Source organism: uncultured Brachyspira sp. (assembly GCF_934747485.1).
Taxonomy (GTDB): Bacteria; Spirochaetota; Brachyspiria; order Brachyspirales; family Brachyspiraceae; genus Brachyspira.
Genome location: NZ_CAKVGN010000027.1, coordinates 23667 through 33606, shown reverse-complemented (window position 1 = coordinate 33606; position 9940 = coordinate 23667). Strand labels below are relative to the sequence as shown.

At 25.0% G+C, this 9940-nt stretch carries 15 protein-coding genes; 7 read left to right on the top strand and 8 right to left on the bottom strand.

Features of this window, described 5'->3' with window-relative positions:
- Window positions 1-264: 264 nt before the first annotated feature.
- The gene (locus Q0H31_RS06635) at window positions 265-1494 is read right to left on the bottom strand and encodes a hypothetical protein (protein WP_295296582.1); all 1230 of its coding nucleotides are present in this window, start codon (window positions 1492-1494) and stop codon (window positions 265-267) included.
- Between the two features lie 394 nt (window positions 1495-1888).
- Between Q0H31_RS06635 and Q0H31_RS06630 the strand changes: the two genes are divergently transcribed.
- The 3 genes from Q0H31_RS06630 to Q0H31_RS06620 all read left to right on the top strand — a co-directional run bounded on the left by Q0H31_RS06630 (window position 1889) and on the right by Q0H31_RS06620 (window position 4751).
- A complete protein-coding gene (locus Q0H31_RS06630) occupies window positions 1889-2671 on the top strand; it encodes a tyrosine-type recombinase/integrase (protein ID WP_295296580.1) in 783 nt (260 codons plus the stop codon).
- Window positions 2672-2675: 4 nt separating this feature from the next.
- Window positions 2676-3017, top strand: a complete 342-nt coding sequence (locus tag Q0H31_RS06625; RefSeq protein WP_295296578.1) for a tyrosine-type recombinase/integrase — start codon at window positions 2676-2678, stop codon at window positions 3015-3017.
- A 315-nt stretch (window positions 3018-3332) separates the two neighbouring features.
- Window positions 3333-4751, top strand: a complete 1419-nt coding sequence (locus Q0H31_RS06620; protein WP_295296577.1) for a site-specific DNA-methyltransferase — start codon at window positions 3333-3335, stop codon at window positions 4749-4751.
- 79 nt (window positions 4752-4830) lie between these two features.
- On the opposite strand, the gene Q0H31_RS13230 is transcribed toward Q0H31_RS06620, so the two are convergent.
- Window positions 4831-4932, bottom strand: a complete 102-nt coding sequence (locus Q0H31_RS13230; RefSeq protein ID WP_367117127.1) for a DUF6290 family protein — start codon at window positions 4930-4932, stop codon at window positions 4831-4833.
- A gap of 136 nt (window positions 4933-5068) precedes the next feature.
- Here Q0H31_RS13230 and Q0H31_RS06615 point away from each other — a divergent pair, with 136 nt between their 5' ends.
- The 4 genes from Q0H31_RS06615 to Q0H31_RS06600 all read left to right on the top strand — a co-directional run bounded on the left by Q0H31_RS06615 (window position 5069) and on the right by Q0H31_RS06600 (window position 7654).
- On the top strand, window positions 5069-6424 hold the full coding sequence (locus Q0H31_RS06615) for an adenine-specific methyltransferase EcoRI family protein (RefSeq protein ID WP_295296576.1): 1356 nt from the start codon (window positions 5069-5071) through the stop codon (window positions 6422-6424).
- Window positions 6425-6806: 382 nt separating this feature from the next.
- A complete protein-coding gene (locus tag Q0H31_RS06610) occupies window positions 6807-7049 on the top strand; it encodes a hypothetical protein (protein WP_295296574.1) in 243 nt (80 codons plus the stop codon).
- Window positions 7050-7055: 6 nt separating this feature from the next.
- Entirely contained in the window at window positions 7056-7259 is a 204-nt protein-coding gene (locus Q0H31_RS06605) for a hypothetical protein (RefSeq protein ID WP_014934077.1), read from the top strand.
- A gap of 194 nt (window positions 7260-7453) precedes the next feature.
- Window positions 7454-7654, top strand: coding sequence for a hypothetical protein (locus Q0H31_RS06600; protein WP_014934076.1), 201 nt, complete (start codon window positions 7454-7456; stop codon window positions 7652-7654).
- Between the two features lie 152 nt (window positions 7655-7806).
- On the opposite strand, the gene Q0H31_RS06595 is transcribed toward Q0H31_RS06600, so the two are convergent.
- The 6 genes from Q0H31_RS06595 to Q0H31_RS06570 all read right to left on the bottom strand — a co-directional run bounded on the left by Q0H31_RS06595 (window position 7807) and on the right by Q0H31_RS06570 (window position 9900).
- A complete protein-coding gene (locus Q0H31_RS06595; protein ID WP_295296572.1) occupies window positions 7807-8007 on the bottom strand; it encodes a hypothetical protein in 201 nt (66 codons plus the stop codon).
- Between the two features lie 156 nt (window positions 8008-8163).
- A complete protein-coding gene (locus tag Q0H31_RS06590) occupies window positions 8164-8499 on the bottom strand; it encodes a hypothetical protein (RefSeq protein ID WP_295296570.1) in 336 nt (111 codons plus the stop codon).
- Window positions 8496-8663: a hypothetical protein gene (locus Q0H31_RS06585; RefSeq protein WP_295296568.1), complete on the bottom strand. Its 168-nt coding sequence runs from the start codon at window positions 8661-8663 to the stop codon at window positions 8496-8498. The genes Q0H31_RS06590 and Q0H31_RS06585 overlap by 4 nt, the downstream gene beginning before the upstream one ends.
- A gap of 79 nt (window positions 8664-8742) precedes the next feature.
- A complete protein-coding gene (locus tag Q0H31_RS06580; RefSeq protein ID WP_295296566.1) occupies window positions 8743-8991 on the bottom strand; it encodes a hypothetical protein in 249 nt (82 codons plus the stop codon).
- Between the two features lie 4 nt (window positions 8992-8995).
- On the bottom strand, window positions 8996-9358 hold the full coding sequence (locus Q0H31_RS06575) for a hypothetical protein (protein ID WP_295296564.1): 363 nt from the start codon (window positions 9356-9358) through the stop codon (window positions 8996-8998).
- The gene (locus tag Q0H31_RS06570; RefSeq protein WP_295296562.1) at window positions 9358-9900 is read right to left on the bottom strand and encodes a DUF5675 family protein; all 543 of its coding nucleotides are present in this window, start codon (window positions 9898-9900) and stop codon (window positions 9358-9360) included. The genes Q0H31_RS06575 and Q0H31_RS06570 overlap by 1 nt, the downstream gene beginning before the upstream one ends.
- Between the last annotated feature and the right edge of the window lie 40 nt (window positions 9901-9940).

Below are 9940 nucleotides of genomic sequence, written 5' to 3'. Positions count from 1 at the left end.
AATTGTTTTTCTTCACTTAATTTACTACGTTTCATACTTAAATTTTAACAAATTTAAGTTATCTGGGCCAGCCCCAAATAATTTATTTAATAAAATAGATTCTTTCTAATAAATCAATAAGTTATTTAAAATTATAATATTTGCATAGCCCAATGCTTTGCAGTATTTATTGTCGGTCATTCATCTGTTAGCTTTAAATATAAATATTATGTAAACTATTATAAAATATTAAATAAAAGTTAATTTTTATTTTAATAAAAAATATCAGTTAAAGAAATTATAAAATAAAGGCAATATAAAACACACTATAAAAGCCCATGCTCCGTAAACATATATATAAAATACAGTTTTATTGTCTCCTATAGTAATATTTTTAATATCTTTTATATCTTCATTATTTTTAAAAATATTTAAAATAGATTTTATGTTAAAAATTGTTATAAAAACTAAATTTCCAAGCATTATTAAATTTGTGCCTACTAATGTTATCTTGTTTGGAGTAATTCCATATTCAGCTAATCTATATAAAGAAGAAGTTAATACTAATATGTCAAACAATATTGCCACTATAGGAAGAACAATATATAAAGCCTTAGTAAATATACTTGATTTATAGTCAACTCTTATAAAGAACATATTTAATACAATCACAGCAAGCATAACATTATAAAGTATAAAAGTAAACCTATTATCATAAGGTCTTATATCAGGCATTAATAGAAGAATCAAAAGTATAAATATAAATAATAAACTAAAAGGCATTAATATTCTTGATAAATATATAGATATATTAGTTTTCATTTTTCTATAAACTGTATATACCAAAAATGGAAATAATGAAGTAAAGAATGATATTGATAATACTATTAATTTAATTACAATCTCTTCAATATTAAAAACATCTTTTATTAAAAATAGAACTATTGCTGCAAATATTCCAAATACTGTTGATACTACACCTGCTATTAAAGCAGCAAATATTGATATATCGGCAGAAAAAGTAAAAAACTCTGAAATGGTTTTAGAATTTAATACTTGAAAACCGTTATATGATAAAGCAAGTATTATAAAAAATATTATATTATTATATATATATTTTATAACATAAGTTTGTGCAAAAAAGTCTTTATCATCAATACTGCCTACAAAAAAACTGCTGCTTAAATCTACAACTAATATAAAAACAACCGATAGAAATGTTATCAATATGTTTTTTAAATTGAAATTTTTATTTATATAAAATATGAGACTTAAAGAGAAAAAATAAAATAAATGAAAAAATGGAATGAATAAAGTAAGATTATATTCTGAGTCCATAATGAATTTAGAAATTCTATTATTCATCAAAATAAAAATAGCAGCTGTAATAAATGTAGAAGCAATAAGACCTATAAAAATAATTATTAAATTTGCTATTAAATTATTTTCTAATATTTTTCTTATTTTAGTATTTATGTTATCTATATTATTTATTAATTTATTATTTTCTTGCATTTTTAAAAATCCAAAAATAAATATAGCCCATAATAGTATATAAAAATTGATTATAAATGAGTAATCATAAAAGTCAATGAGAAATTATATTATTAAATGTTTAGGAGCCACAGATATTGCACGTTTTTTAGTTTAAAAAATAAGGTTCAAGACAAGAAAAATGAGGTTTAATCTTACGATAAAAATAAGGTTTGACCTTATTTTTATTTTCAATTATTTCAAAAGAACTATATTGTTTAATTCTACATAACATTAAAACAATTAATTATAATATTATTATAATATATAAAAATAAATATGTCAACTTAAAATATATTTTTTTTTATTTTTTTATAAAATTTAGTTGAAATTATATTGTATTTATATATACTATATAAATATTAAGGTATTAATTATGGATTTATTCCAAAAAAAAATAAATTTTAACTATTTGCTTCACGAGAATAATACTATAGATAATTCTCTGTATTTACCAGAAAATAATTTAAAATCAGAGGAATTATTTATGGTATATTATAAAGAGTTTGCTAATTATTATTCATTCAACAATAGCAAAAATACAATTACTCATAATCTATCTTTATTAAAAATGTTTTTTAGTTTAGATATTATCAAAAATAAAAAGATTAATGAATTAGATAAAATTGATATAAAAAACGCATTAAGTGAATTAAATAATCATTATAAAAAAGGAAGCGGAGCTATTAATTGCATAATAGCAGCTTTAAGAAAGTATTTCTATTTTATTAATGAAAATAAAATAGATACTTTAGATTTATCAATATTAAAAATACCTTTACCTAAAAAAATTATTAGAGGTTCAAGTCCTATAAGATTTAAAGAAGTATATAATTTTTTTATTAAAGAATACCCTAAATCTAAAACTTTTATAGAAAAAAGAGATTTAATAGCTATTTTATTATATAGTGCTACTGGAGCAAGAAAGAGCGAATTAATACCTCTTAAAATATCTGATATAGATTTTGAGAGAAATACAGTAAAAATATTTCAGCCTAAAACACAAAAATATAGATATATTTTAATATCTAATTTAGTTATAGAACATCTTAATCATTATTTAATAGACAGAGAAAAATACGCTGATAATAATGATTGCGTATTTATTACAGAAAAAGGCAGTCCTATTAAAAAAAAATGTAATATCAGAATTATCTAAAAGATTGTATGAAAAATATAATATTAAATTTCATATACATCAATTCAGGGCAGGTTTTGTAAACGACAGTTATGAAGCAGGCAATGATTTACCTACTACTCAAAAACTTGTAGGGCATGAGAATATAAGCACTACTGAAAGGCATTATTTGAATGTCGGAGATAAGCATTTACAGGAAGCAGCTCAAAGGATGCCGTCATTTACAACAGTAAATAATAATCAGGATAAATTATTAGAGGCAGTAGAAAATAAAAAAGAAATTAATATAGACTTAAAATATATTATTGATAATTTTGAAACTGTTAAGCAGTTAGTAGAATTATTAAAATCAAAGGAAAGAGAATAAAGCATATAAAATATTACAGCTTGCTATTAGAATGCCCTTATTTGCCTCGTATTTGCCTCACACGAGGCTTTTTAATGGTTTAGATATAATTATATATACTAATATAAAAATAACTATTTAATAAAGTATTTGTTTAATATTACAGTATATATTTTTATACAGTTGTAATTAAATAGGATTTTATTATAATATGCTAATTATATTATAGGATTTCCTTATGCCTGCAGAACAGAACAGAACAGAACAGAACAGAACAGAACAGAACAGAAAAATAATTATGTAAATAAGCTTTTCTACGGCGACAATCTCGACATTATGGAAGATAAAATACCTGATAATTCCATAGATTTAATATATTTAGACCCCCCTTTTAATTCCAACAGAAATTACAACCGCATATATTCAACAAATGTAGGTCAGCCAGTGCCTGAAGAAGCTATAGCTTTCTGCGATGCTTGGGAGCTAACCGAAGAAAAAGAAGAAGATATTAAAACTTTTTATGATAAATTAATTTTAGATGATAATGAAAACTTCGCTAAGTTTTGGCTGTCTTGGACTGAAGCCTTAAAGTATTCCAATTCTAAAATATTATCATATCTTGTCTTTATGGCTTTAAGATTAAGAGTAATGAGAAACAAACTAAAAGATACAGGCTCTTTGTTTTTACACTGCGATGCCACAGCAAGCCATTATATAAAAATATTACTGGACGGCATATTCGGCATAAAGAATTTTAGAAATGAAATAGTATGGCATTATAAAACAGGCGGAGCTTCTAAAAGACATTTTAGCCGTAAGCATGATATAATATTATGGTATTCTAAAAATAATTTTTATAATTTTTATCCAATGAAAGAAAAATCTTATACTAAATCTAAATATAGAAAAGCAGGAATTATAAATTATGGTAAAGGAAATGCAGAATTTTTTGAAGATGAAAAAGGAGTTTATAATCTTATTAATATGCATGATGTATGGGATATATCTTATATAAATTCTCAGGCTAAAGAGCGTTTAGGGTACCCCACACAGAAACCGCTTGAACTTTTAGAAAGAATAATAAAAGCTACTACTAAAGAAGGCGATATTGTAATGGATCCCTTTTGCGGATGCGGTACTACATTAGATGCGGCGCAGAAACTTAACCGCAAATGGATAGGCATCGACATCTGTATGCTTTCTGTTTCTTTAATAGAAAATAGATTAAAAGAAAATTATCCGCTTGTAGTAATGAAAGGCAGAGACTACACTGTAGACGGCATACCTATAACTATAGAACAGGTTGAAGAGCTTATACATAAAAGTGAGAAAAGCAAAAATGAAGGACGCTATCAATTTCAGTATTGGGCAGTTGAGAAAGTCGGAGGCTTTGCTTCTACTAAAAAAAGCGGAGACGGAGGAATAGACGGCTCTATATATTTCTATAAAGATGAGAAAAAAACTTTAGCTAAAATGATTTTATCAGTTAAATCTAATAAAAAACTTCAAGCCTCTTTTATAAGGGATTTAATAGGCACTATGAATAATAATGATGCGGAAATGGCAGGACTTATATCCTATGCTAATCCTACGCAGGAGATGATTAACGAATGTAAAAACGCAGGCAGATTCAAAATGAAAGACGGATTATTTGCCGATTATGAGTTTGACAGGGTACAGATACTAACGGCAGAAGATATTTTAAACGGCAGGAGATTTGATTTGCCTTATACCAGAATACTAAAGAAATCTTAAATAAAAACCAGTATATTAATGTATAGCTGTAAAATAAAAGACAGCCTATAATTCGTAAAATTAGAGACTGTCTGTATTTTTAATTATTTATTTTGTCTAATACAGCCTGCCTGATATATTCAGCAGTACTCATATTGCTTTGACTTGCTTTTTCTTTTATTAACTTCTGTTCTTTTTTTATAATATTATTATACTATATTAATATAAAAATAACTATTTAATAAAGTATTTGTTTAATATTACAGTATATATTTTTATACAGTTGTAAAATATTTAATTTCTATTAAGATTATATAAAAATATTCTATGGCTGTACTATGACAAGACAAGACAAGACAAGACAAGACAAGACAAGACAAGACAAGACACTTTTAAATAAAAATAATAATTATGTAAAGCAAAAAGAATATCTGTATATAATACAAGCATCTTTAGAGCCTGCTAAATGTAAAATAGGCATCACAGACAATCTTGAAAGAAGATTAAAAGAATATAATAATACTACAGGAAAATCAAAAGACAATATTTATTCTTATATTTTTACATGCGAAGTAAAAAATATGCGTAAGATAGAAAATGACATAAAAAATAATTTTCCTCATTTAAGAGAACAGTCAAGAAATGAGATTTATTTTTATAATAATGCTTTGTTTGATATGTATATAGATTTTATTAAATCGCATGATTTATTTGTAAAAGAAATATATATAAAGCCTGAAGAAAAAAAGACAGTTGTAAAAATAGTAAAGAAAACAACCCCTACACTTAAAGAGAGAGGATTAACAAAAAAAGATGTTATGCAGAGGGCTAAAAACATTAATAACGATGAGTTTTATACTCGTTATGAAGATGTAGAAAAAGAAGCAGAGATGTACACGATAGATATTTGGGAAAATAAGTGCGTGTTTTGCAACTGCGATGATGCCGTAGGAGAAAGCAGAACAGAAAAAGATACATCTGCTTTTGCTCTTTATTTTATTAAAAACTTTATGCGGTTAAAATTAAAAAAATTAATATGTACGCATTACAGCGGGCAGATGGATTTGTTTAATGCAGGAGCTAAAGGATATATATTTACTAAAGATGGAGTTAATGAAATTATAGAAACACCTAAAGGATATACAGGCTCTTTTGATGATGATTTATCATTAAAAATATTAAAAGAAGAAGCAGATATAGTATGCACTAATCCTCCTTTTTCAAGGGCTATAGACTATTGGAATATAGTTATAGGGAGCGGCAAAAAGTTTTTGATTATTTCTAATATTACAAATTGCAAAAATGATAAGTATATCCCTTATTTTATAAATAAAAAAGTATGGGCTGGTTATAACAGTGTAGATAAATATTTTAACCCAAAAAAAGAAATAACTACTGCTGCAGGGCATTGGTATACAAATATAGAAATAACAAACAGACCAAAATATAAAAACTTAAAAATTGTACCTTTAGATGAAATACCAGAAAAATATAAAAAGTACGATGATGCTGAAACTTTAATTGTAGATAATTGCTTTATTCCAAATGATTATGATAAGCCTTTTGCTGTATCTGTAAGACCTATATTAAACGGAATATTAGAAAAAGGATATAAAATAGTAAAAGAAAAACAGTACAGACCTTATATCGATGGAAAAGAAAAATTTGCACGTGTTCTCATACAAAAAGAATAAAAAAATTAATATTTCCTATTTTAAGTATTGACTTTTTATTCAGCAAGATATATAATATAATTAATCCTAAAGAAAAGGAGGACAGCAAATATGAAGTCCAAAATTGATTTTTTGACTTCTTTGATATGTTTAGTTACTGCTATCATATCATTGATTTTAGCTTTAAAAGGCTAATTTAAAGTCAATATCAAAAGCGGTTAGAGTTTCCGACAAGCTCTAGCCGTTGGACTTCATACTTGTTATTATAATCAAAAATAAGAAGTTTGTCAACTTTTAAAGGAGTTTTTTATGCTTAAATATATTACTTTAATTATAGCTTCTACAGCATTAATATTAAATATTGTTAATCTGATAATTGTTATGAATAAATGAGGCTTTTAATATGGAAAATATAGAAAACAAAAAAAATAAATGGGGCGGCGCCAGAGCTAACAGCGGAGGCAGAAGAGAAGGAGCAGGACGCAAGAAACTTCCGCCTGAAAAAAAAGTAAAGCCTGTTAAAGCTATTTCTTTCAAAATAAGCAAAGAACTCTACTCAAAAGCTGAAAATATAGCTGAAGAGAATAATTTAAGCATTGGGCAGTATGCTAAAAAAATATTATTAGATAATATAAATAAAAATTAAAAATGTATGTTTAAAATATGTACTTCAAAAACCGTGTTTAAATCAATTAAGCAGCTTCATAATTATTTGATTCTTCAAAATAAAGACGTTTTAATAAAAATATTATCCGATTTATATAAATTAGATGAAACTAAAAATATAAAAAAATACAGCACCGAAGAGCTTATTAATTTTATTTTAGATTATTTTAAAAATGATTATGATTTATAAATAAAATTATTAAAAGCGATGGAGGTTTTATGCACAGCAAAGATGAATTTTATAAAAAAAGAAGCTGAAAAAATAATTAATACATTAGGTAAATTATTAAAATTTATAAAAAATAAAGGCTGATTATAAAAAAAATATTGAAAAATAATATATTAATGTTATAGTATATAATAAATTAAAATAATGAGGTTTTTATGTATAATAATGCAGCAAAGAATAATAACTATGATAATAATTACCGTAAAGATAGTTATACAGTTTATATTAAACTTACTGAGGAAGAAAATAACTTGTTAAGAAAATGTGCAAAAGAAAAAGATATAAATATTGGTTTATATGCTAAAAATATAATATTTAATTATATAAGAACAGAGATTAATAAAAATAATCAGTAATAATATAAATAATTAATTTGTTAGATTTTGCTGGTTATCTTATAGTAAACAGCAGTTCTTTATATATGCGGAAGCTAAAAGTTATATTTATAAAATCTTCTATTAACACCTGCTATATTTTTTATTAAAGAGCTTCCGCATTTATTTTTTATCTATTGTTTTCTTTTATTTTTTTCTATATTGTTTGTGAATTTAAAATAATTGCTTCCAACTTGAATGTTATACCATTTTTGCCATTCAGTTATTTTAATTATGCTTTTTTGATATTGTTTGATTAACTGCTTATCAGTTTGAATATCTTCAACAATAAACATAGCAGGAGGTTCACTCATAGGAATAGTAATATATTTCACTTGAGTAGAACAGCCTGCTAAAAAAATAAATAGGAGCAGGAGAACCCAAAATCTATATTTCATTTTATATTATTAATCCCTTTTTGTCTATATTTTTTAATCATTTTATTATTTCCTTTTTTTATTTTTCCGATATGGAAATTCCCATATCGGATATTATTGATTTGTAAAGCTGTTATAGTAGTCATTGCTTATAGATGCAACAGCCTCTATATTCACATCGCTTAATTTGTCATCTTCCAAACTATCTATTATTTTTGTAGAATTGCTGTAGCTTTTTAATATCTCTATCTTCTCATTTTGAAACTGAAGCTCTTTATATAAAACTTTATTAGTCATCTCCAAATTATCAATATGCTCTTCTAAGTTATCTATAGTGTTTTCATAATTTTTAATAGTATTCACAAATATTAAAACTACTATAAAAATTGCTAAAATAAATAAAGCTATATAAGTCCATTTACTGCCTAATATATTTAATAAAAAGCTCATTTTTTAATCATTTTCCATCTGTTATATTTTTTATTTTCTATTAGTTTATTAGTAGTATCATAATCTTTTAATATTTCTTTTATATCTTGAAACTCTTTTGTATATACATCTCTAGCTATCATTTCATCACAAAATAAAATTAAATGATTTATGTCTTTATTCATTATTGCTATGCTCGTACTCGCCTTATAGTAAACAGCAAACAAGTTTACTGTTTGGCTCGTACTCGCTTTCCTCCTTTATTTATTCAATATCTGATTTTATTTCATTTTTTATATTTTTAGCTTTATATAGATTTTGTATAAATATGCTGGCATCTATCGGAAACAAGATAAAAAAGCCTGCTATAGCTATAAACAGCAATCCTTTACAATCATCGCTTGTAAGAGGGGCTTGTTTTATTATGCTTTGAAAATGATACTCAAAAAATATAAAGCCTGCTATCAGTAATTTTAATACATTGCTTATGCTTTTTGCTTTATGTCTTATCATTGTTTTACCCCCTTTCAAAGAACATTTTTAATATAAAATATAAAGCTCCGCCTATTACTGTAAGATTTGTTATTACCTGAGCTATGCCTCCCAAAATATTTTTTGTATTAATAAAGCTCCTCATATTTATATTATCTTTAAGTTCATTTTTTATGTATTTTATATCTTCTTTAATCTCTTTTATGTCTTTATCCATTATATCTAAACGCATATCTATTTCTTTTTGATGTGTTTTACTGACATTGATATATTCTTCCATTTCTTCTACTTCAGTAATTAAGCCGTTGCCGTTTCTGTTGCCGTCTTTATTTAATCCAACTCTTTGAGCTATGGATATTACTAAACCATGTAAATCTTCAGGGTTCATTAGATTTCCTTTATAGTAAGCTTAAAGTTTTCTATTCCATATTTTTCAAAAAGTAAAAATAAATCATTAATAGCTTTTGTGCTATTGCCGATTTTACCGTTATTTCCATTGATATAACCGCATAAAATACAGCCTAAAGTATCTTGAGGGGAATTTCCTATATGTATTAATATTCTTCTTTTATTGTGGTTTTTTATAGTATCAGACATCACCCATACAGCTATATTTTTTCCTTGCGTGCCATCTTTTATTTTTTCTAAATGATTTGCTTTTTTCCAATAATCATACTTAATAGCTAAACCTGAATTAGTGTTTGAAGAAGTCCATCTTAAATAATAAACGCCAGCTAATATTCTTTTATCTTGTCCGCTTATATCTGTACTCTCTCCGCCGTTCTCTAAAGTAAAGCAGCTGAAAATATTTTCTCCTTTCTCATCATATACACTTAAATTACCTACTGTAGAAGTTTCAGCATTTTTATCATTCTCATTCTTTTTTACATTATCATATTCTTCTTTTCTTTGTATAACTATATTAAGCATATATAACCTCCGAATATTGTATAATTATTATAAATATTTT

What these genes read in the sequence shown, in the direction of transcription:
- Q0H31_RS06615 (WP_295296576.1), top strand. Translation starts at nt 5,069, where the DNA reads ATGACAAGACAAGACAAGACAAGACAAGACAAGACAAGACAAGACAAG.
- Q0H31_RS06630 (WP_295296580.1), top strand. Translation starts at nt 1,889, where the DNA reads ATGGATTTATTCCAAAAAAAAATAAATTTTAACTATTTGCTTCACGAG.
- Q0H31_RS06580 (WP_295296566.1), bottom strand. Translation starts at nt 8,991, where the DNA reads ATGATAAGACATAAAGCAAAAAGCATAAGCAATGTATTAAAATTACTG.
- Q0H31_RS06600 (WP_014934076.1), top strand. Translation starts at nt 7,454, where the DNA reads ATGTATAATAATGCAGCAAAGAATAATAACTATGATAATAATTACCGT.
- Q0H31_RS06590 (WP_295296570.1), bottom strand. Translation starts at nt 8,499, where the DNA reads ATGAGCTTTTTATTAAATATATTAGGCAGTAAATGGACTTATATAGCT.
- Q0H31_RS06585 (WP_295296568.1), bottom strand. Translation starts at nt 8,663, where the DNA reads ATGAATAAAGACATAAATCATTTAATTTTATTTTGTGATGAAATGATA.
- Q0H31_RS06610 (WP_295296574.1), top strand. Translation starts at nt 6,807, where the DNA reads ATGGAAAATATAGAAAACAAAAAAAATAAATGGGGCGGCGCCAGAGCT.
- Q0H31_RS06620 (WP_295296577.1), top strand. Translation starts at nt 3,333, where the DNA reads ATGGAAGATAAAATACCTGATAATTCCATAGATTTAATATATTTAGAC.
- Q0H31_RS06605 (WP_014934077.1), top strand. Translation starts at nt 7,056, where the DNA reads ATGTTTAAAATATGTACTTCAAAAACCGTGTTTAAATCAATTAAGCAG.
- Q0H31_RS06575 (WP_295296564.1), bottom strand. Translation starts at nt 9,358, where the DNA reads ATGAACCCTGAAGATTTACATGGTTTAGTAATATCCATAGCTCAAAGA.
- Q0H31_RS06570 (WP_295296562.1), bottom strand. Translation starts at nt 9,900, where the DNA reads ATGCTTAATATAGTTATACAAAGAAAAGAAGAATATGATAATGTAAAA.
- Q0H31_RS06635 (WP_295296582.1), bottom strand. Translation starts at nt 1,494, where the DNA reads ATGCAAGAAAATAATAAATTAATAAATAATATAGATAACATAAATACT.